Source organism: Halarcobacter sp. (genome assembly GCF_963676935.1).
Lineage (GTDB): Bacteria > Campylobacterota > Campylobacteria > Campylobacterales > Arcobacteraceae > Halarcobacter.
Genome location: NZ_OY781470.1, coordinates 1,613,611 through 1,634,778 on the forward strand (window position 1 = coordinate 1,613,611; position 21,168 = coordinate 1,634,778).

At 26.9% G+C, this 21,168-nt stretch carries 20 protein-coding genes and 1 other RNA gene; 11 read left to right on the top strand and 10 right to left on the bottom strand.

The window, feature by feature from the left end; translation table 11 throughout:
- Positions 1-50 precede the first annotated feature (50 nt).
- Entirely contained in the window at positions 51-1,082 is a 1,032-nt protein-coding gene (locus tag ACKU4C_RS07870; protein ID WP_321311160.1) for a low specificity L-threonine aldolase, read from the bottom strand.
- 502 nt (positions 1,083-1,584) lie between these two features.
- Here ACKU4C_RS07870 and ACKU4C_RS07875 point away from each other — a divergent pair.
- The 5 genes from ACKU4C_RS07875 (at position 1,585) to ACKU4C_RS07895 (ending at position 6,595) form a co-directional block, all read left to right on the top strand.
- Positions 1,585-1,827: a FeoA family protein gene (locus ACKU4C_RS07875; RefSeq protein WP_321311161.1), complete on the top strand. Its 243-nt coding sequence runs from the start codon at positions 1,585-1,587 to the stop codon at positions 1,825-1,827.
- Positions 1,828-4,302: a ferrous iron transport protein B gene (feoB, locus tag ACKU4C_RS07880; RefSeq protein WP_321311163.1), complete on the top strand. Its 2,475-nt coding sequence runs from the start codon at positions 1,828-1,830 to the stop codon at positions 4,300-4,302.
- Between the two features lie 17 nt (positions 4,303-4,319).
- Positions 4,320-4,619, top strand: coding sequence for a hypothetical protein (locus ACKU4C_RS07885; RefSeq protein WP_321311165.1), 300 nt, complete (start codon positions 4,320-4,322; stop codon positions 4,617-4,619).
- 98 nt (positions 4,620-4,717) lie between these two features.
- On the top strand, positions 4,718-5,509 hold the full coding sequence (locus ACKU4C_RS07890; protein WP_321311167.1) for a DUF4198 domain-containing protein: 792 nt from the start codon (positions 4,718-4,720) through the stop codon (positions 5,507-5,509).
- A 258-nt stretch (positions 5,510-5,767) separates the two neighbouring features.
- Entirely contained in the window at positions 5,768-6,595 is an 828-nt protein-coding gene (locus tag ACKU4C_RS07895; RefSeq protein ID WP_321311169.1) for a flagellin, read from the top strand.
- A gap of 25 nt (positions 6,596-6,620) precedes the next feature.
- Here ACKU4C_RS07895 and ACKU4C_RS07900 read toward each other — a convergent pair whose 3' ends face one another.
- The 6 genes from ACKU4C_RS07900 to ACKU4C_RS07925 all read right to left on the bottom strand — a co-directional run bounded on the left by ACKU4C_RS07900 (position 6,621) and on the right by ACKU4C_RS07925 (position 9,965).
- Positions 6,621-7,193 (bottom strand): glycine zipper 2TM domain-containing protein, encoded by a 573-nt coding sequence (locus ACKU4C_RS07900; protein ID WP_321311171.1) that lies wholly within the window; start codon positions 7,191-7,193, stop codon positions 6,621-6,623.
- Between the two features lie 35 nt (positions 7,194-7,228).
- Entirely contained in the window at positions 7,229-7,531 is a 303-nt protein-coding gene (locus ACKU4C_RS07905; RefSeq protein WP_321311173.1) for a c-type cytochrome, read from the bottom strand.
- A gap of 72 nt (positions 7,532-7,603) precedes the next feature.
- Positions 7,604-7,933, bottom strand: coding sequence for a hypothetical protein (locus ACKU4C_RS07910; protein WP_321311175.1), 330 nt, complete (start codon positions 7,931-7,933; stop codon positions 7,604-7,606).
- A complete protein-coding gene (locus tag ACKU4C_RS07915; RefSeq protein ID WP_321311176.1) occupies positions 7,927-8,970 on the bottom strand; it encodes a HAMP domain-containing sensor histidine kinase in 1,044 nt (347 codons plus the stop codon). The genes ACKU4C_RS07910 and ACKU4C_RS07915 overlap by 7 nt, the downstream gene beginning before the upstream one ends.
- Positions 8,971-9,070: 100 nt before the next feature.
- A complete protein-coding gene (locus ACKU4C_RS07920) occupies positions 9,071-9,742 on the bottom strand; it encodes a response regulator transcription factor (RefSeq protein ID WP_321311178.1) in 672 nt (223 codons plus the stop codon).
- A gap of 1 nt (position 9,743) precedes the next feature.
- Positions 9,744-9,965, bottom strand: coding sequence for a DUF1104 domain-containing protein (locus tag ACKU4C_RS07925; protein ID WP_321311180.1), 222 nt, complete (start codon positions 9,963-9,965; stop codon positions 9,744-9,746).
- A gap of 127 nt (positions 9,966-10,092) precedes the next feature.
- Between ACKU4C_RS07925 and ACKU4C_RS07930 the strand changes: the two genes are divergently transcribed.
- The 4 genes from ACKU4C_RS07930 (at position 10,093) to ACKU4C_RS07945 (ending at position 13,409) form a co-directional block, all read left to right on the top strand.
- On the top strand, positions 10,093-10,380 hold the full coding sequence (locus tag ACKU4C_RS07930) for a hypothetical protein (protein WP_321311182.1): 288 nt from the start codon (positions 10,093-10,095) through the stop codon (positions 10,378-10,380).
- A 2-nt stretch (positions 10,381-10,382) separates the two neighbouring features.
- Entirely contained in the window at positions 10,383-12,164 is a 1,782-nt protein-coding gene (locus ACKU4C_RS07935; RefSeq protein WP_321311184.1) for an ABC transporter ATP-binding protein, read from the top strand.
- Between the two features lie 79 nt (positions 12,165-12,243).
- Entirely contained in the window at positions 12,244-12,870 is a 627-nt protein-coding gene (locus tag ACKU4C_RS07940) for a hypothetical protein (protein ID WP_321311185.1), read from the top strand.
- A gap of 125 nt (positions 12,871-12,995) precedes the next feature.
- Positions 12,996-13,409 (top strand): hypothetical protein, encoded by a 414-nt coding sequence (locus ACKU4C_RS07945; RefSeq protein ID WP_321311187.1) that lies wholly within the window; start codon positions 12,996-12,998, stop codon positions 13,407-13,409.
- A 199-nt stretch (positions 13,410-13,608) separates the two neighbouring features.
- On the opposite strand, the gene rnpB is transcribed toward ACKU4C_RS07945, so the two are convergent.
- Together rnpB and lolA are read right to left on the bottom strand one after the other, a co-directional pair.
- An RNA gene (gene rnpB / locus ACKU4C_RS07950) (RNase P RNA component class A) lies at positions 13,609-13,970 on the bottom strand.
- A gap of 31 nt (positions 13,971-14,001) precedes the next feature.
- Complete coding sequence (gene lolA, locus ACKU4C_RS07955) at positions 14,002-14,529, bottom strand: LolA-like outer membrane lipoprotein chaperone (protein WP_321311189.1); 528 nt, start codon at positions 14,527-14,529, stop codon at positions 14,002-14,004.
- Positions 14,530-14,626: 97 nt separating this feature from the next.
- On the opposite strand from lolA, the gene secA reads away from it, so the two are divergent.
- Both secA and ACKU4C_RS07965 read left to right on the top strand, forming a co-directional pair.
- Positions 14,627-17,245, top strand: coding sequence for a preprotein translocase subunit SecA (gene secA, locus ACKU4C_RS07960; protein WP_321311192.1), 2,619 nt, complete (start codon positions 14,627-14,629; stop codon positions 17,243-17,245).
- 1 nt (position 17,246) lies between these two features.
- Positions 17,247-18,452: an ABC transporter permease gene (locus tag ACKU4C_RS07965; protein ID WP_321311193.1), complete on the top strand. Its 1,206-nt coding sequence runs from the start codon at positions 17,247-17,249 to the stop codon at positions 18,450-18,452.
- On the opposite strand, the gene ACKU4C_RS07970 is transcribed toward ACKU4C_RS07965, so the two are convergent.
- A complete protein-coding gene (locus ACKU4C_RS07970) occupies positions 18,453-21,104 on the bottom strand; it encodes an AsmA-like C-terminal domain-containing protein (RefSeq protein WP_321311194.1) in 2,652 nt (883 codons plus the stop codon).
- Between the last annotated feature and the right edge of the window lie 64 nt (positions 21,105-21,168).

Consider the following 21,168-nt stretch of genomic DNA (forward strand, 5'->3'; position numbering starts at 1 on the left):
TGCCAATTTGTATCTTTTTATAGTTTGTAGTATTTGAACTAAAATAAAACTTATTCTAATATATCTTCAATAAGTTTATTAATTCTCTCTTTTGTGGTATTCCATGAAAATACGAATCTACCACCACCTAAACCAATAAAACTGTAAAATAGCCAATTTTTAGATCTAAGTTTATTTATAATCTCTTCAGACATCTCTATAAAAACGCTATTTGACTCTACTGGGAACTTTATATTTATATTATCTATCTCATTTATTCTTTTTTCAAAATATTTAGCCATACTATTGGCATGTTCTGCATTTTTTCTCCATAGACTATTTTCTAATAATCCAATCCATTGAGCAGAAATAAATCTCATCTTTGAAGCTAATTGTCCTGCTTGTTTACATCTATAATCAAAGTCTTCAGATAAATCTTTATTAAAAAAGATTACAACCTCTCCCATAGCCATACCATTTTTTGTTCCAGAAAAGCATAAAACATCTATCCCAACTTTCCAAGTTATATCTGCTGGTTTACAACCTAAACTTACAACTGCATTAGCAAATCTTGCACCATCCATTTGTATATGAAGATTATGTTCATTTGCTACTTTCTTAATCTCTTTTAACTCTTCTATTGTATAAACTGTTCCTAATTCAGTTGATTGTGTAATAGAAATCACTTTTGGTTTTGGATAATGTATATCATCTCTTTTAGTTGCTAAATAACTTATCTCTTTAGGGGTTAATTTTCCATTATTTGAATTAGCAACAAGTAATTTTGCACCATTTGAAAAAAATTCTGGTGCACCACATTCATCTGTTTCAATATGTGCTACATCACTACAAATAATACTATGATAAGAGTTGCATAATGATGCCAAACTTAAAGAGTTTGCAGCTGTCCCATTAAATACAAAAAAAACTTCACAATCTATTTCAAATAGTTCTCTTAATTTATCTGCTGCAAATTTCGTATAAAAATCATTTCCATAAGCTGGAGCATAATCATTATTTAATTCTATTATTTTTTCAAGTACTTCAGGACAAATTTGCGAATAATTATCACTAGCAAATTGTTCCTCTATCTTTTCGTACATATTTATCCTTTCTTTTTATACTATTTAACTTATGCAATATTAAAAATAAGAATAATTATAACATTATAAAAAAGTATATTTTATTTCTATATGATATAAAATATACTTATATTCACAATTATAAAAACCATACAAGTATCTTTAATTTAACTTAATATTGAATTATAATTTAACTTTTATATAAAAATTTCAAAATTTTAAGCTTTTAACAAGTTAATAATGATTATCATATTGATTATGAATTACATATAAAAAAAGGCAACAAATTGGAAGAGATATTTTTAATATTAATTGCTTTACTTTCAGCATATTATCTTTATAAAAAAACATTCAAAAATAATGGTTGCAATTGTGGTAACAAAAGCTGTTCTACACACAAAAAAGATAATTAACTGATTTTACTATAGATTATCAAACAATGTTGATATTTATTATTCCGTTGTGTTTGACAAAATTTTTAATAAATTAGATAAAGAAGTATTTGAGTAAGAAGGAATATAGAATGAATGCAAAAATGAAAACTTTGGCATGCTTAAATAAAGGGCAAAGAGCCAAAATAAGTAAGCTAAATGCAAAAGGTAAACTTTTACATAAACTTTTAGATATGGGATTTGTAAACAATGTAGAGATTGAAGTTATTAGAGAAGCTCCACTTTTTGATCCAATGGAACTTAGACTTCAAAACTACCTTTTAACAGTTAGAAAAAGTGAAGCAGAACTTATAGAAGTAGAGGAAAATAAATAGATGAATAAAATAAAAGTAGCACTTGCAGGTCAACCAAATTGTGGTAAATCCACAATTTTCAACCTTGTAAGTGGAATAGAACAACACATTGCAAATTATCCTGGAGTAACTGTTGATAAAAAAACAGGTTTTTTTAATTATGCAAACAATAGAATTGAAATGGTTGACTTACCAGGTACTTATTCATTTAGCTCTTATTCATTAGAAGAAAGGGTTGCAAAAGATTTTATAATAGATGAAAACCCAGATGTTATTGTAAATGTAATTGATGCTTCAAATATAAAAAGGAACTTATATTTAACTTTTCAACTTTTAGAAATAGGTCTCCCTGTTGTTGTAATTTTAAATATGATGGATGTTGCTAAAAGAAGAGATATAGAGATTGACTCAAAAAAAATCTCACAAATGCTTAATTGCCCAGTTGTAGAAGCAAGTGGTGCAAAAGGGATAGGTGGGGAAGAGATCATGAAAAATATTGTTCATACTGCATCTTCTAAAGATGAGTATGAAGAGTTTGTAATAAACTATGAAGAACTTGAACCACATATAAAAAATATTGAAGATAAACTTCAAAAAATAGATTTAAACCAAAGCACAAGATGGCTTGCTATAAAAGCTTTAGAGGGTGACCAACCTATTATTGATAGATTAAAAAATCATGTACCGGATATAGAAGAGTTTTCAAAAACACAAATTGATGCTTTTCATGAAAAATATGATAAAGATACTGTTTCATTTTTAGCCTCATTTAGATATGACTCTGCTGATATTATTCATCATAAAGCTATTAAAGAAAAACATAAAGGTGAGCTAACTCTCACAGATAAAGTAGACAAGATAATATTAAATAGATTTTTAGCTATTCCTATTTTAATATTTTTAATGTTTATGGTTTATCAAATATCTATTGTATGGGGTTATAAACTAACAGATTATACTTGGCCTCTTTTAGCTGCTGTAAAAAACTTTGTAATTGATATAGTTCCTGAAGCAAACTTTACCGATGTTCCAATGATAACAGATTTTGCAGTATGGATGGTAAATAGTGCAAATGCCTTGATGAATTATATTCCAATTTTCTTTATTCTTTTTGCTTTAATTGCAATTATGGAAGATGTAGGTTATATGCCACGTATGGCTTTTATATTGGATAGAGTATTTAAAAGATTTGGACTTCATGGACAATCAACTCTACCTTTAGTATTAGGTGGTGCAATGGTAGGAGGATGTGCGGTTCCAGGAGTAATGTCCACAAAAGGTATTGCTGATGATAGAGCAAGAATGGCAACAATATTTGCTGTTCCTTATATGAATTGCTTAGCAAAGGTTCCATTTTATACCCTTATTTTAGGTGCATTTTTCAAACCTGATATGGCTTTAATGATGTTCTTTATCTCTACAATTACTGTATTTATAGCAATGATTGTATCAAAATTTATCACATCTACAATTTTAAAGACAAGGGAAACAGCTCCTTTTTTAATGGAACTTCCACCTTATCATATGCCAACATTCAAAGGTGTAATTATTAGAGCATCACAAAGAGTTTGGTTATATATTAAGAAAGTTGTAACTATTGTACTTGCTGTGGCTATTATACTTTTTGCTATGCTTCAATTTCCAGGATTAAGTGAAGAATCACAAGCTAAATATGATGTAGATTCAAACAAAGCTTTAGCTAGTTTTGATAAGAAAGTTAAAAAATCAAAATATTATGAAGAGGTTGACACAAAAGAAGAAGTGTCAAAATTGTTAAATTTCTATGATGGTTATAGAGCAAAAAAAATGTCAGGTTCTAGTTCTGTTGATGAAGACTACAAACAAATGAGTGCTTCTATGTACAAATATATTAGAACAGGAAAAGATAAAGATGCAAAACTTATAAATAGGGAACTTAGAAAATTATCTAAAAAAAGAAAAAGAATTCTAAGAAATATGAAAAATGAAAAAGTTGAAAACTCTATACTTGGTATGGCAGGAAGATCAATTGAACCATTAACTCAATATGCAGGCTTTGATTGGAAAATCAATGTTGCCTTTTTAAGTTCTTTTGCTGCAAGAGAAAGTGCTGTTGCAACTTTGGGAAGTTTATACGAGAACAATAAGGCAGATAATATGAGAGCTGAAGAAGCGATGGCTCAAAATAGTGGATATACCCCACTTCATGCAGTTGCAATTATTATTTTCATGATTTTAACGCCACCTTGTATTGCAACAATGATAGTTGTTAAAATACAAACAGATAGCTACAAATGGATGATGTTTGCAATATTTTTCCCAGTATTTTTAGGATTAATACTATCCTCTTTAGTATTTACACTAGGTCTTAACTTTGGTTGGAGTGGTCTTGATGCAATGACTTACTTTTATATAACGATAGTTGTAATTGCTTTAATAATAGGATTATTCCCAAATAAAAATATAAATTGGAAGGGTGGATTAAAACCCAAAATCAATAAACAAATTCAATCTTAAAATAAAGGAGACAAAAGATGAAAAAAATTTTATTAGGTCTTGCATTTGTTGCAAGTTCAATGTTTGCTCATACAGCGATTATGAGTTGTTTTGATAATGGAGATGAAACAATCACTTGCGAAGGTGGTTTTTCTGATGGTAGTAGTGCAAGTGGTGTAAAATTTCATGTTTTAAAAGATGGAAAAATCATTTATGAAGCAAAAATGAATGAAGATAGCGAAGTTACTTTTAAAAAGCCTTCAGGTACTTATACTGCTGTATTTGATGCAGGTGAAGGACATCAAGTTCATGTAAAAGGTTCAGATATTACTGAATAAGTAAAAAAATATAATATTTGTAAGTGTTATTTTAGATCTAAAAAAGTCTAAAGTTAACACTTAATTATAACTATAAATTAGAAAAAATTGGAGAAGAAATGAAAAAGACAATCGTAGGATTAGCCGCGGCAACAGTTTTAGCAACAGGAGCATTAGCACACTTTCAAATGGTATATACACCAAATACAGCATTAGAAAAAGGTAAAACAATAGAGTTTAAACATGTATTTACTCACCCATTTGCAGATGAACATACAATGGATATGGCAGGAGTAGAAGAGTTTTATGTAATTAATAAAGGTAAAAAGAAAGATTTAATAGATAGTTTAAAACCTATCACTTGGAAAGGTAAACATAACTCAGGAAAAGCTTTTGAATCATCATATAAAGCTAGAAGAATGGGGGATCATGTATTTGTTATGAAACCAGTTCCATATTTTGAAGCAGGTGAAGGGATTTATATCCAACAAATTACAAAAACAGTAATCAATGTAGCAGGAACACCAACAGATTGGGATGCGCAATTAGGATTAAAAGCTGAGATTGTACCATTAACAAAACCTTATTCAATTTGGGAAGGTGGAAGTTTTACAGGTATAGTAAAATCAAATGGAAAACCTGTACCTTTTGCAGAAATAGAAGTTGAATATATAAATAATACACCGGATATGAAAAACAATGCAATGGGACCAAATAAATACGAAGCACCACAAGATTCATTTGTAACAATGGGAATCAAAGCAAATAAAGATGGTGAGTTTACATTCTCAATTCCTAAAGCTGGATTTTGGGGATTTTGCGCGCTTGGTGCTGGTCCTGACAAAGAATACAAAGGTAAAGAACTAAGTCAAGATGCTGTTATTTGGGTTGAAGCTAAACCTATGAAATAAAAACAATAAAAGAGAATTTTCTCTTTTATTGTTATATATAAATAAATTCTAAATTTTAAAATCACTTTTATAAAAATTGAGCCATCATATTCAAATAATAACTAAAATTCTAAATATTGCAGAATACTGAAATATTATCCTAAAAAAAGAAAATAAGCATTAAAATACATAGTTAGAAAAATAACTAATATTTCTACTTAATAATTTTTTAAAAAAGAAAGTACTAAAATTGATTAAATACTCTAGAAAGGAGTCATTATGCAAATAGGAAATAATGTACAATATGACCCATCAGTATATGTTAACTTAAATCAGTCTTTGAATAGAATTTCAGCTGGTGCACAAACATCTGCTGCAGAAGATCCTGCTGCATTAAGTATAGCAGAACAGTTAAAAGCGGATAATTCTGGTGTAGCACAAGCTGTTGAAAACACTTCTAATGCTATAGCAGCTGTTCAAATTGGTGATCAAGCTTTAGGTGAACAATCAAGTATATTAAATCAAGTAAGAGAAAATCTTTTACAAGCATCAACTGATACAACTTCAGATGAAGGTAGACAAGCACTATTAAATGAGACACAAGATTTATTGAAAAATCTAAATAATATTGCTAGTAGTACAAACTATAATGGTCAAACTTTACTACAAAATTCACAAAGTGATACATCAGGTTCTGAAGTTTTACAATTTCAAGCAGGAGAAAATTCTAACGATATAATAGAGACAGATGCAGTCCAATCAAATACAGAAGGTTTAGGATTAGATGGTTTATTAAGTCAAGATGCTTCAACATTTAATGCTGAAACTGCCAGAGGTTTTTTAGATACAATTGATTCAGCAATAGATACAGTAAATAGCTATAGATCAGATTTAGGTTCTACACAAAACCAATTACAAAGTTCTATGGGAAGTCTTATGACACAATATACTGAAACAAGTAGTGCTACTTCTATTATTCAAGATGTTGATTATGCACAAGAAGTTGCAAATTTCAGTAAACAAAATATATTAGCTCAAGTTGGCGCTTATGCAGCTGCTCAATCTAATAATATTAATCAAAATATTGTAAATAGATTACTTACATAATTAAACCTAAGTTTAAAACTTAGGTTTAAAAACTTATTGTGTGGTTAATTTTAACCCTTTTAATGGGTCTATTAGTTATTTTAAAATGTTTATTTCCATTGTAAACAAAATAATTTTTATATCCTGTTAACATTTTTCTTTCTACTCTTTGAGGTCTATCATAACACTCAGTTTTTGTTTCATATCTATAATTTCTATTATTGTACGAATTAGGTTTATAATTATTTCTTATTTCATGTGCAACTTTTGCACCCAATAATCCACCAACTATTTGTGCAGCAACTCTACCATTCCCTTTTCCAACTTGACTTCCAAGTACGGCACCTGCAGCTGTACCAATTAAAGTATCAACACCTAGACTATCATCATAGCCTGAAGAGTAATATCTATTATCATAATTATCTCTTACTTTATATCTTACTTCTTCGCAAACTTGATTTGGTACATTCTCATACACATATTCATAGATCGGCTCAGAATATGTCACTCTTGCAAAATCGTGATATCTATCACTACCTGCATATGCTGCTGAAGTTAAAATAACTCCAGCTAAAAAAGTTTTTTTCAAAATACTTGATATATTGTTTAGTTTAATCATGATAAATCCTTTTTAAACTGCTCTTATGTCAGTTACTATTTCATTGCTGAAATATATCCTGCAAGTGCTTTAATATCCGCATCAGATAATCTTGCTACTTGACCTTTCATTACACCTTTCATAGCTCCACCATATGAACCATCTTTATAACCATGTAAAGCTGCTTCAATTTTTGCTGCATCCCAACCTTTAATTACTTGAGATTTATTTAATGCTGATTTTTCAGCATTTGCACCATGACATGTAGCACATGCTTTAAATAATGTTGCTCCATCTGCTGCAAATAAAGATGTTACTCCTAAGATTGCCATTGTTGCTAAAATTTTTGTTAGTTTCATTTTGTACTCCTTAATTTTTATATAAGAAGTATAAAATCTAATTGTGGATTGATTGTGAATGTTAATATATTGTTATTTCAGTTTTCCAAATACTTTGTATTTTTCCCAATATATATCTAATGATTTCTTTAACTCTTCATCAGATAGTTTAGTTTTCTTTTTTACTCCAAACCTATTTATAAAAGCTTTTGGCATTATTGTCGTATCTTCTGTAGGATTTTTTAAGTATGTAGCCATAGCTCTTTTTACTTCCCTTTCACTACTATATTTAAGTAAATATCTATAAAAATATTTATCTATAGATACAGGTAGTTTATTATGACATTTTAAACAATTACTTTCATATATATTTGAATAAGCAAAATTAAGAAAAAGTGCCAATACTAATATGTTTTTTACCATCTTATCTCCATTTTTGTACCTTCACCCAATTTTGAAATTACATCTATTTTAAAGTTATACTCTTTTGCAATAAGAGAAACAATATTTAAACCTATCCCAAAACCACCTACACTATTATCAAATCTAACATATCTTTGAAAAAGATTTTCAATTTGTTCTTGAGACATACCCTTCCCTGTATCTTCAATACTCATATGATTTTCATAAAGTGTAACTAAAATTTTACCTTTGACCTTATTGTATTTTATAGCATTTGATAAAAAGTTATCAATAAGTTTTGCTAATTTCTTCTTATCACAGAAAATTGAAATATCTTTTTTAATATCTAGTATAAATTCAATTTTTTTAACTTCAGCTAATGTTTTAAAATACTCTACTCTTTGTTTTAAAATTGTTGATAAATCTAAAATTTCATTTTGTGATATTATTTTATTGTCTAAAGTTAAAAAAGTTAAATCCTCATATATATTAGATATAGTTTTAGCTCCAATATCTATTCTTTTGATTTTTCTAGCAAGTTTTTCATCTAAAGATTGAATATCAATCATCTCAACATTTGAGATAATTGCACTAACAGGAGTATTTAATTCATGAGTAGTATCTTTTATAAACCTATCTAAAAGATGTAAAGCATCTCGCATAGGTCTTAAAAATATTTTTAGAAGGAAATATCCTAAAAGTGTCATAAAGAAAAATGCAATTAATACAAATAAAGTAATCTCTTTTTCTAATAAAATTAACCATTCTTCATCATCAGGAATTTCAAGAACAATATATTTAGCTCCTAAATAATAAGACTCAGGTTCCTCAATAAAATGTATTTTTCCTCCTGATCTATAGGCCACATCATCTAAATGGACTTTGTTTGATTCTAAAGTTGAGAAAATAAGTTTTCTATCACTATCATATATTGCTGAATTAAACTTTTCATCTCTTGGATAATATTTGTATTTATCAAAATTTACATGCAAATCTTTTAATCTAAATACAAAATCGTTTGCATACTCTTGCATTAAGATTCTTTTTTGTTGTAACATTAAGTCTTTTTGAAATGAAAAATATAAAAATGAAATAAAAAATAAGATTACAATAGTAAAAAATGAGTATAATGACAAAAACCCTAAAAGTGTTTTTTTCTCACTTTGAGTTAAATCTATATCCAAGCTTTTTAAGACTAACAATTCTATCTTTTCCTAAAACTTTTCTCAAGTTTTTTATATATGTACGTAAAGAGTTATCACTATATTGTTCATCATAATCCCAAACATAATCATAAATTCTATCATGAACTAAAAGTTCATCACTATTTTGTAGAAAAAATTTTAATAATTTTTGTTCTTTAAAATTTAATTGTACAACTTCACCATCTTTTGTAAGTTCATTTGAAGACGAATCAAATATAATATTTTCATCTATTTGAATTTTTGTATCTTTATTTTTAGAAAATTCTCTTTTTACTATTGTTTGTACTCTTAACAACAGTTCTTTTAACTCAAAAGGTTTTCTTATATAATCGTCACAACCACTATCAAACCCCTCTTCTAAAGAGTTCATAGAGTTTAAAGAAGTAATAAATATAGCAGGTGTAGTATTACCCTCTTGCCTTACTTTTTTTAATAATTCAAAACCATTTATTAAAGGTACATTTACATCTAATAAAAATATATCAAACTTTTCTTCATATATAATCTCTTGAGCTTCTTCCCCATCATAAACAGCTTTAACTTCAAAACCTTGTTCTTCAAAATAGTCAATAACTGTTTCACTAAGAGTTAAATCATCTTCCAAAAGCAAAAGTTTAGTTTTCATTTTATTTCTCTAACTTTTTTAGATTTTTTTTATATTTTGCTTTTTCTTTTGTATTCATTGTAGGAACCCTACTTTTCAACTCTTTATTAAACTTATTAAGGTTCTTTTTTTCAACATAACCCATTATTTCAATTAATTCTTGAGTACTCATCTCAGAATAATCTACAGCAAATAAAGGAATAGTTAATATAAAAAATAAAAAAGTAGTTATAATTCTTTTCATCTTGTCACTTTTGATAAATAATTTTTGTAATGATAACATAAAATTGTAGAAAAAAAGTAAATCACCCCAAGTTTTATAATGAATAAATTTGATTTATAATAAAATCTTGAAAAAATAAAGAGAGAATATGAAAAAAGCTATTTTAATTTCAATTTTAAGTGTTTTTGTTCTAGGTGGTTGTTTTGGACAAGGTAGTTCAGAACAAGAGTGGACTTCACTAATATATCCAGATAAAAACAATACTAAAAGAAGTAAAAAACATGGGGTGTTTAAAACAATAGAAGAGTGTAGAAAAAGCTCTTTAGCAGAATTAAAAAACCTGAACCTTGAAATAGTAGGTGATTATCAATGTGGATTAAACTGCAAATATCATGAAGGAATGAAAGTAGATATTTGTGAAAAATTGAGTAAATAAAATTGTCCGATAAAAAAGAAAAAATTGATCTAAAATATATATGGAAACTTTTATTAAAAAATAAAAGAAACTTGATTTTAGGTCAATTTGTCACTATACTAGCCATACTTCTTAGTGTACCTATACCATTAATGCTTCCTGCATTAGTAGATGAAGTATTATTGGATAAACCTGACTTTTTTGTTAACACTATAAATAGTTATTTTGGGGCTGGAGATACTTTTTATTATATAGCTATTGTTACTTTGTGTGTAATATTTCTAAGATTTATACATTTTATAACAACAGTAATAAATACAAAAATATTTACTTCAATCTCAAAATTTGTAACGTTTAAAATAAGAGAAAAACTAATTACTCATTTAAAAAATGTTTCTATGAACGAATATGAAAGTATAGGAAGCGGTGCAGTAGCTGCAAACCTAATAACAGATGTAAACACCCTTGATAATTTTATTGTTACTAGTGCTAGTAAATTTATAGCTTCAATATTAACTTTAATTGCTGTTTCTATTGTAATGATAGCTATTCATCCAATTCTAGGTTTAATGATTCTATTTATTCAACCTATTATAATGATATTATCAAAAAAAATTTCAAAACAAGTTGGTACTTTAAAAAAAATTGAAAACCAAGCTATTGAAGAGTTTCAAGATAATATTGGAGAATCACTAGAATTATTTGGTCAAATAAAAGCAAGTAACAAAGAAGCTTATTTTTTTGATGATGCTATAAAAAAAGCTGAAAAAATAAAAGAGACTTCAAATGATTATAGTTACAAAAGTGTTGCTTATGAAAGATTTTCTTTTACTATATTTCTCATAGCTTTTGAAATATTAAGAGCAAGTGGACTTGTAATGGTTGCATATTCTGATTTATCAATTGGTATGATGTTTGCAATGTTTGGATATATCTGGTTTATTATGACACCTGTACAAGATATTTTATCAATGCAATACTCTTATACTACTGCAAATGCTGCAATAAAAAGGATAAATAAAATACTTGATTTATCAACAGAAAATAGTGGTAATAGAAAATTAGAAAAAAGTAGTAATGGCATTGAGATAAAAATAGATAATTTAAACTTCTCATATAATAAAGACAAAAAGATATTAAAAGATATCTCTTTAGAAATAAAGAATAAAGATAAAGTTGCCCTAATAGGAGCTAGCGGAAGTGGGAAAACAACACTAGCACAAATAATTGCAGGTTTTTATACAAAAGATGAGGGAAAAATACAATACAATAATATAGATATTGAAAATATTGATAAACATTCATTAAGAGAAAATATTTTTTTAGTTTTACAAATGCCTATATTATTTAATAATACACTTAGATTTAATATCACTATGGGAAAAAATGATATTGAGGATAAAAAGATACTAAAAGCACTTGAAATTGCACAATTAAAAGATAGTATAGATAATATGACTGAAGGTTTAGACACAATAGTGGGTAGACATGGTATTCGACTTAGTGGAGGGCAAAGACAAAGATTATCAATAGCAAGAATGATTATTGCAAATCCTGCTATTGTTATTTTTGATGAGTCAACATCTGCTCTTGATGTACACACAGAAGCAAAACTATTTAATGACTTAAAACCAATATTAGAAAATAAAACTGTAATTACAATTGCACATAGACTAAGTACAGTAAAAAATGCAAATATGATTTATGTACTAGATGATGGGAAAGTTGTCCAAAGAGGAACTCATCAAGAACTAGAAGATGAAGAGGGACATTATTTAGAGTTTATAAAAAATCAATTGATATAAGGGATTAAAAATCATTTACTATCTAACACTTGAAGATTTAAATAACAAACATATATTAGAACATGAAATATATGCAAATATGAATGAAAATTACTATTGGACTGAAGATTGTTCAACTGAATTTTATATAAAAGCTGCACAATGTGGATTTATTACAACTTCATTTCATACAAAGAAAAAACAATTTGTTCTTTTACCTGAAATTCAATTTGAATATGCAGTTTTAGAGTTTTCTGAAATCAAAATCAATAAAAAAGTACAAAAACTATTAAGTGAAAATATGTATGAATTCTCCATAAATAACCGATTTGATGAAGTTATTAATAACATAAATACTTATCATGATGATTCTTGGTTAAAACCAGAGTATATCACTATACTTAAAAATATTAAAAATAATGAATTAGATAAAGACTTTAAGCTTATGACAGTAGAAGTGTGTGAAAAAGAAACAAAAAGACTCATTTCAGGTGAAATTGGTTATAAAATTGGAAAAACATACACATCTTTGACAGGATTCACTACAAGAGAAAAAAAATATAATAATTGGGGTAAGTTACAACTTGTACTACTTAACAAGTATTTATACAAAAATGGCTATAAGCTCTGGAATCTAGGGCATCCCCAACTTCAATATAAGATTGATTTAGGTGCAAAAATATATAATCGTCATGATTTTTTAAATATGTGGAATCAGCATATTTAATAATCAAAAAGTTAAATTTTGATTATTTATTAAAATTTAATAAGATTTGTCTCAAAAATGTCTCATTTTTAAGTTTTATCATAACATAATGTGTTATAATCAAAATAAAAAAAGTGAGATATAACATGAGTAGTAATATTTTAACAATTGATTTAACAAAAGAAATGGAAAGATTTCTAAAAAGTAAATCAAAAGAATTTAACTTATCTGTAGAAGATACATTAAAAGAGATTTTAAATCAACAAATTGATAGTAGAATTGATTTAGGTAAAGGTTTTTATTACGATAAAGTATTAAAAAAAGTATTTGATAGAAAAAATCAAGATGTTGGTTTAACTAAAACTCAAATGTCAATTTTTAATACTATATTAAAAAGTAGAGGAACTATAGTTGATGTTGATGTAATCAAAAAAAGTGCATGGAAAGATAAAAACACTTCAATATTTACATTAAGAAATATGATCAAACAAATTAGAGATAAAACTTATTATGGTCTAATTAAAAGTCACTCAAGTAGAGGTTATTCTGCAGGATTTTAATAGAAAAGTTAGCAAAAGCTAACTTTCTATTATTTTAATTATTCAACTATCAAACAATTCTTTACATTATTCTTTTATATATTTTCAAAATTCTTTATAACTTATTTTTATATTAATAGTAGATTTAAATTGTAATTTGTAGAAAAAAGAACATCAGAGAAAATAAACTTCTCTAAAGCCCTATAAACTGTAATGTTTATAATTAGGCACATCTGTAAGCTGGGTTATGTATATGACAATAATTTATCTAGTTGTTAAATTACTTTAACAATCCTGCGAAGAACAATTATGTGAAGTTTATTACCACGCTCTTCTTGCTGCTGGTTGGGTTTACATAGCCATTAAGATTACTCAAAATGCTGGTAGGCTCTTACTCTACCGTTTCACCCTTACCAAAATTATCTAATAAAATAGTCATTAACTACTTAGATAGATAATAATGGCGGTCTACTCTCTGTTGCACTGTCCCTTAGATTACTCTAGCCATCCGTTAGATGGAACCATACTTCACTGCAGCCCAGACTTTCCTCTTGTAAAACAAGCTATTGTCTGATGTACCTAAAAGTGTATTATATTCAAAGTAAACTAAAAATTACTTTTCAATAACATCATAACCTTCTGGAGCATTAAACAAAAACATAGAATCATCTATATCAATGTTTTCTTGATTGTTTTTAAACTCAATTAAAACTTTATTTGATAATTCATCTTTAAAATATATTTGTTTAACACTATTATCTATTATTTCAATATAGTATATATTGTCATATAATCGTGCTTCATAAAGATTTTCTCTTAACTTCTTTGCGTCTTTAATAAGTTGTAAGATATCTATATTCTTCTCTAAAGAGGTAAAAATAGCTTGTTCTAATTCCGGTTCATCAATAATTACACTTTGTCCAATAATATAAACATCTTTTTTTATTGGATCACTATATTCCCACAAAACTTTTCCTGAATTTTTTACAAAAATCTTTCCTTTGTAAGTGATTTCTTTACCTGATTCGTTAGTAATCGTTTGTACAAAATCAGCTTTAAAAGTTTTTATTTTTTCAAAATCTATACTAGCTGAGGCTGATATCAAAAATAGTACACAAAAAAGAAACATACGATAAAACATACTTTAACCTTATTTTTTATATAATCTTGCGATTATAACTAATACCAAATTAAAGTAAATCAATAGTGAGTCATTTGGTATAAAAGGAATTTGTTTTATGGTTAATATATTTTCAAAAGTTTTTGGTACATCTAATGATAGAGAAGTAAAAAAATATAGAAAGAAAGCTGAACAAATAACAGCTTTAGAAAAAAATTATGAATCACTAAGTGATGAAGAATTACAAGATGTGTTTAGTAAGTTAAAAGATGAAGTACAAAATGGCGAAAAACAATTAAATGATGTACTATTCGACTCTTTTGCTATTACTAGAGAAGCTAGTAAAAGAGTTTTAAAGATGAGACATTATGATGTTCAGTTAATTGGTGGTATGGTTCTAAATGAAGGTAGAATAGCTGAGATGAAAACAGGGGAAGGTAAAACTTTGGTTGCTACACTTCCTGTAGTATTAAATGCTATGACTGGAAAAGGTGTACATGTTGTTACAGTAAATGACTATCTTGCAAAAAGAGATGCAACAGAATTAGAACCTTTATATAATTTTCTTGGATTTACTGTTGGAGCTATTATTGGAGAAATTAGAGATGATGGACTAAGAAGAGAACAATATGCTGCTGATATAACTTATGGAACAAACAATGAATTTGGTTTTGATTATCTAAGAGATAATATGGGATATGATTTATCAGAAAAAGTTCAAAGAGAACATTTCTTTGTAATCGTAGATGAAGTTGACTCGATATTAATTGATGAAGCAAGAACTCCTTTAATTATATCAGGACCAACAAACCATAAAAGCGTTAATTACGCAAAAGCAAATGAAATAGCAATGAAACTAGAAAAAGGTGAATTAATTCAACCTAAATCTGCTGATCAAAAACCTTATTCAACTGGTGATTTCACTGTAGATGAAAAAAATAGAGCTGTATTAATTACAGAAAAAGGTATTGAAAAAGCTGAACAAATGTTTGAAGTTGATAACCTTTACTCTTTAGAAAATGCAATCCTTTCTCACCATTTAGACCAAGCTTTAAAAGCAAACTATATCTTTGAAAAAGATGTTGACTATGTTGTAAAAGATAACGAAGTAATCATTGTAGATGAGTTTACAGGAAGACTTAGTGAAGGTAGAAGATTTAGTGAAGGTTTACACCAAGCTTTAGAAGCTAAAGAGGGTGTAACTATTCAAGATGAATCTCAAACTTTAGCAGATATCACATTCCAAAACTATTTTAGAATGTATGATAAACTTGCAGGTATGACTGGTACTGCACAAACAGAAGCAACAGAATTTGCAGAGATTTATAATTTAGATGTTGTTTCTATTCCAACAAATGTACCTGTACAAAGAATAGATAGAAATGACCTAATTTTTAAAAGTGAAAGAGAAAAATTTGAAGCTGTAAGTAAAAAAATCAAAGAATATCATGAGAAAGGTCAACCAGTATTGGTTGGTACTGCGTCAATTGAAAAATCAGAACATTTAAACAAATTATTAACAAAATTAAAAATCCCACATACAGTTTTAAATGCAAAACAACATGAAAAAGAGGGAAAAATCATCTCAGATGCTGGACAAAAAGGTGCAGTTACAATTGCAACAAATATGGCAGGTCGTGGTGTTGATATTAAACTTACTAAAGAAACGCTTGAACTTGGTGGTTTAGCAATTATTGGTACAGAAAGACATGAGTCAAGAAGAATTGACAACCAATTAAGAGGAAGATCAGGAAGACAAGGAGATATTGGGGAATCTCAATTTTATTTATCATTAGAAGATAACCTATTAAGAATCTTTGGTAGTGATAAGATAAAAGGTATCATGGAGAGAATTGGTATTGAAGAGGGTGAACACATTGAATCTAAAATGGTAACAAGAGCAGTAGAAAATGCTCAGAAAAAAGTAGAATCAATGCACTTTGAAAGTAGAAAACACTTACTTGAATATGATGATGTTGCAAACCAACAAAGAAAAGTTATCTATAACTTTAGAAATGATTTATTAAATCCAGAATATGACATTATGTCAAAACTTGATGAACACAGATATGAATATATTGTAAATTTACTTGCTGATGCTGAGATTATAGATGGTATGCCTTCAGAAGATTATAATTACGAATATATCATGGCAAAATTTAAAGAAGAACTTAATCTAGTTGTAGAGTTAGATGATATAAAAACTGATAATTACCATGATTTAGAAGAAAAACTTGTTTCAATTATTAAAGAAGTTTATGAAGAAAAAATGAGTATTGCTGCACCTGAGCAAAAAAGTGAAATTGAAAGAGTATTATATTTACAAATTCTTGACAATGCTTGGAGAGAACATTTATATGCAATGGATACATTAAAAACAGGTATTGGACTAAGAGGTTATAACCAAAAAGATCCATTAGTTGAATATAAAAAAGAATCATACAATATGTTTGTAGAACTTGTAAGCACAATAAAACTTGAAATTATAAAAGTTTTATTTACAGTTCAACTTCAAAGTAAAGAGGATGCTCAAAGAGAACAAGAAGCCTTAGAAAGAATGAAAGAAAAAATGGAAGAGGCAACTGAAAATTTAGTTACAAATTTTGAACAAGAAAGAGTAGCTCAAAGTGATAAAAAAATTGCTAGAAATGAACCTTGCCCTTGTGGTTCTGGGAAAAAATATAAACAATGTTGTGGGAAAAGTGGACCTAAAAGAGGTTTAGCAGCAGGAAACTAATTTGAATAAAAAATTAGTAAACTTTATTGTCAAAAAATACTTAAAATTTGACAAAAAAAATCCTTTTATATCAATAAGTGCCATTTTGGCATTTCTTGGTGTAGCTATTGGTGTAATGGTATTAATTATATCAATGGCTATTATGAATGGTACTGCAAAAGAGTTTGAGAGTAAACTCTTTACAATGAATTATCCTTTATCAATCTATCCAAAGTTTCAAAAAAGTATTAATAAAAAACTACTTCAAGATTTACAAAAAGAATTTCCAAATTTGCAATTTTCAGCTTATTTAAGTTCTCAAGTTATTTTACAAAGTGGTGAGAATATGAATGGTGGGATTATCTTTGGTGTAAATCCAGAAGATGAATCAAAAATAAATTCTATCTATAAAAAAGCAGCTGAAAATCAAAACCTAAATAAATATGACATTATAATAGGTAAAGGTATTGAAGAAAACCTTTATGTACAACAAGGTGATAAAGTCACTTTGTATTTTACATCTTTAAATCCTACTGGTTTATCAATGCTTCCAAAAATGAAAAGATTTACTTTTAAAAACTCTTTTGAATCTGGCTTACATGCTTATGATAAAGCATACGTTTATACCTCTATAGAAGCTTTACAAACTATATTGCGTAAAGATAAAGATAGTTTTGATGGGATACATGTTTACTCAAAAAATGCAATGAAAGATATTAAAAAACTAGATGAATATTTATTACCTTATGGTGTAGGAATTGTTGGTTGGTGGCAACAAAATGGTAACTTCTTTGCAGCTATGGAGATGGAAAAAAGAGCTTTATTTATAGTATTAATGCTTATTATTTTAGTTGCATCTTTAAATATCATCTCTTCACTTCTAATGACTGTTATGAGTAGAAGAAAAGAGATTGCCCTACTTTTATCTATGGGTGCCACAACAAAAGAGATAAAATATATTTTCCTAAAACTTGGGACTATTATTGGATTTTCAGGGATTATAAGTGGTATTGTACTTGGTTTTACTGGGATGTGGTTATTGGATACTTTTAATATAATATCTTTACCTGCTGATGTTTATGGCACATCAAAACTACCTTTAGATTTATCAACAATTGATTTTATATCAATTGTTATTGGTGCTATAGTTATTGTTTTCCTTTCATCATATTATCCTGCAAAAAAAGCAACTAATATAGATGTAATAGATGTACTAAGAAACGAATAACTACTTTTCTTTATCTTTATCACTTCCAATAGATTTTAATAAATCTATTGGCGTTGTAATAAGTCTTTTTATAAAATTAACTGGAGCAGTTACTCCCTCATTTATTAAATTGGTTTTGTATTCTGGTTCATCTAAAGTGCCTGATATTATAACCTCTGTATCAACTCTCTTTTCATCTCCTAAAAGTACATAGTTTACTACCGGAATATAACCTACTAATTTAGAATAATCTTTAAAAAATATAAGTTTTAATATTGCATCAACATTTGAAGTTTGGAAATCTATAGTCATATTACCATCAAAATCAATACCATTACCTTTTGTTTCTATATGATTCATATTTAAATATTTATTTTTAAAATCATATGAAAAATCAACTCTACCCTCTATTATTCTATAACCATTTAAATTAAATCCACCATTTGTAGCCATACCTACGACAGATGGTATTGCTAAAAAAGGATTAATTATTGCAGGTGACGTATTTATTAAAATAATTAAATTATTTAAAATAGCTAAATCAATAATTTTTGTTTCATTTAGATTTGCATATCCAATAACTTTATCATCCTTCCCACTTGCAGTTAAATTAACATTTCCATCTTTTATTAAATTTTTTCCAAGTAATGAATTTAAAAAAGAATCATTCATATTTTGAGCATCAAAATTTATATTACCATCAATATCTTTTTTGTAATAAAAAGAGGTAAGATTATATTTTAATTCTATTTCTGTGCTATCTTTTTGGAATTTAAAATTATAAGAATTTGCTTTTGCAATATGTTCTTTATTTATTATAATATTTGAATCAACCCCTTTTATATCATATGAGATTGAATTATCAGTTTTAGAATCTTCATTAGTATTATAAATAACATCATAATCTACAACATTCATGTTAATTTTTTCATTTTCCAAATTATAATTTAAAGATATTTTTTTATCAGTTGTTTCAAGTTTTAATTGTTTATCTTTAAACTCTCCATTTACTTCTAAACTTGTGACCTTTTCCCCATTTTTTGAGATTGGAAAGTCTAAATTTAAAGCTTCACCTTTAAATTTAATGTTTGAGTCTTTAATATTTAAATTTATCCATGAAGTATCATATTTATGTTCCTGATCTAAAATAATAGTTGAGTTTTTCAATTCTATATCTATATCAGGATATGAAGTTGAAGAGTTGACCTCATTATCTGATAAAACTAAATCAATATTATTTAATTTGATTAATGGAGACTTATTCTTTTTCAATATAATATTAATATCACTATCTGCAGTTTTAATAAAAGTAGAACCATTTTTTATTACACCAGTTGCATTTAAATCTTTTATTAGTTGTGCATTTTTTTTGAAAGGAAAATCTAAATTTTTTGCATCAATATCAAAATTTATATTATTTTCATCAATAATATTTATTTTTAATTTACCCTCTTTTACTTTTATATTTTTTAATAAATCAGAATATAAGTAAACTTTTTGTAATTCTGGTATATTTATCTCCACATTATCTTCATTAATAAGTAATTGAGTATTTAGTTTAGCAATATTTAAAATTGTCTTTTCATTAAAATCAATATTTATGTCAGTATCAAAATCTTTTAAAGAAATTATATTATCATTATCTTTTTTTATTTCAAAACTATTAATATTTGTCTTTCCTGTTGCCGTTTTATTTTTTGTGTCAATAGTTAAATTTAAATTTGCATCTAATATATCTTTATGTTTTACATGAGCTTTGTTAATTGTCACAATAGTATCTTTTAAAGTTACATCCGCTTTATTTGCATAAAATTCAAATGAACCTAATCTAAAAATTGCATTTTGTGCTTTAAACTCACCAAAGGCATGCATTTTTCTTGAAGCTAAATAAGGTATTTCCAATAATAATTTTGAGCTTAATTCACCACTAAATTGTTTAACAGGTAAGGAGATTTTATAAGCATTTAGTATCTCTAAAATATCTTTATTTAGTATTGAATCAGATTTCAAATCAACATGTACAACACCTTTTTTCAAACTTGTCAAATCTGTAATATATACCCTACTTCCATATAATTTACTTTTATCATACATAGGTTTTTCTAAATCAAATGAAAGAGTATTATTTTCATAATTAACTACTAATTTAGGAGTATTCACAGTCTTTGCATTTTTGTGAAACCTAATTTTTGCATTATCAATTACAGCTTGTCCTTTTATAGAATCAATTATAGGTTTTTTATTTTTTAAATCAATTTTACCAAGTAAATAGTTTAATTTGATTTTTCCCTCAACATTATCATACATCCAAGCTTCAGCAACTTTATCAAGTCTAAAAAAGTCTTTTAAAAAAATCAAAGAATCAATTTGTTTCTCAGCACTTAAATAAAAATCAAATATATCATTTGATAATTTTGTATTAATATCTCCCTCAACATATTTATAAATATATTTTCCAAAAAAACTTGCTACATTTTTTTCCAAATCAATTTTAATATTCCCAAATAAAGTTAAGGTATTATCCTTAAAATAGATAGAATTAATATTTAAATCAATAAAATTATTATCCATTTTTATTTCAGATGAGATGTTAACATACTTATTATCTACATATAATTGATTTTTGTCTAAAAAAACTGTTACTTTATTATCTCCAATATATAAATTTTTCACACTAATTCTTTCAAATATATTCAATACATAATTAAGATTTGAAATTAAATTTAAAGTATCTTTA

Bases quoted from the DNA above. Each gene is read 5' to 3' on its own strand.
- ACKU4C_RS07905 (WP_321311173.1), bottom strand. From the start codon at position 7,531: ATGAAACTAACAAAAATTTTAGCAACAATGGCAATCTTAGGAGTAACA.
- ACKU4C_RS07910 (WP_321311175.1), bottom strand. From the start codon at position 7,933: ATGGTAAAAAACATATTAGTATTGGCACTTTTTCTTAATTTTGCTTAT.
- ACKU4C_RS07895 (WP_321311169.1), top strand. From the start codon at position 5,768: ATGCAAATAGGAAATAATGTACAATATGACCCATCAGTATATGTTAAC.
- ACKU4C_RS07930 (WP_321311182.1), top strand. From the start codon at position 10,093: ATGAAAAAAGCTATTTTAATTTCAATTTTAAGTGTTTTTGTTCTAGGT.
- ACKU4C_RS07890 (WP_321311167.1), top strand. From the start codon at position 4,718: ATGAAAAAGACAATCGTAGGATTAGCCGCGGCAACAGTTTTAGCAACA.
- ACKU4C_RS07940 (WP_321311185.1), top strand. From the start codon at position 12,244: ATGAATGAAAATTACTATTGGACTGAAGATTGTTCAACTGAATTTTAT.
- ACKU4C_RS07885 (WP_321311165.1), top strand. From the start codon at position 4,320: ATGAAAAAAATTTTATTAGGTCTTGCATTTGTTGCAAGTTCAATGTTT.
- ACKU4C_RS07920 (WP_321311178.1), bottom strand. From the start codon at position 9,742: ATGAAAACTAAACTTTTGCTTTTGGAAGATGATTTAACTCTTAGTGAA.
- feoB (WP_321311163.1), top strand. From the start codon at position 1,828: ATGAATAAAATAAAAGTAGCACTTGCAGGTCAACCAAATTGTGGTAAA.
- ACKU4C_RS07875 (WP_321311161.1), top strand. From the start codon at position 1,585: ATGAATGCAAAAATGAAAACTTTGGCATGCTTAAATAAAGGGCAAAGA.
- ACKU4C_RS07900 (WP_321311171.1), bottom strand. From the start codon at position 7,193: ATGATTAAACTAAACAATATATCAAGTATTTTGAAAAAAACTTTTTTA.
- ACKU4C_RS07925 (WP_321311180.1), bottom strand. From the start codon at position 9,965: ATGAAAAGAATTATAACTACTTTTTTATTTTTTATATTAACTATTCCT.
- ACKU4C_RS07915 (WP_321311176.1), bottom strand. From the start codon at position 8,970: ATGTTACAACAAAAAAGAATCTTAATGCAAGAGTATGCAAACGATTTT.
- ACKU4C_RS07945 (WP_321311187.1), top strand. From the start codon at position 12,996: ATGAGTAGTAATATTTTAACAATTGATTTAACAAAAGAAATGGAAAGA.
- secA (WP_321311192.1), top strand. From the start codon at position 14,627: ATGGTTAATATATTTTCAAAAGTTTTTGGTACATCTAATGATAGAGAA.
- ACKU4C_RS07870 (WP_321311160.1), bottom strand. From the start codon at position 1,082: ATGTACGAAAAGATAGAGGAACAATTTGCTAGTGATAATTATTCGCAA.
- lolA (WP_321311189.1), bottom strand. From the start codon at position 14,529: ATGTTTTATCGTATGTTTCTTTTTTGTGTACTATTTTTGATATCAGCC.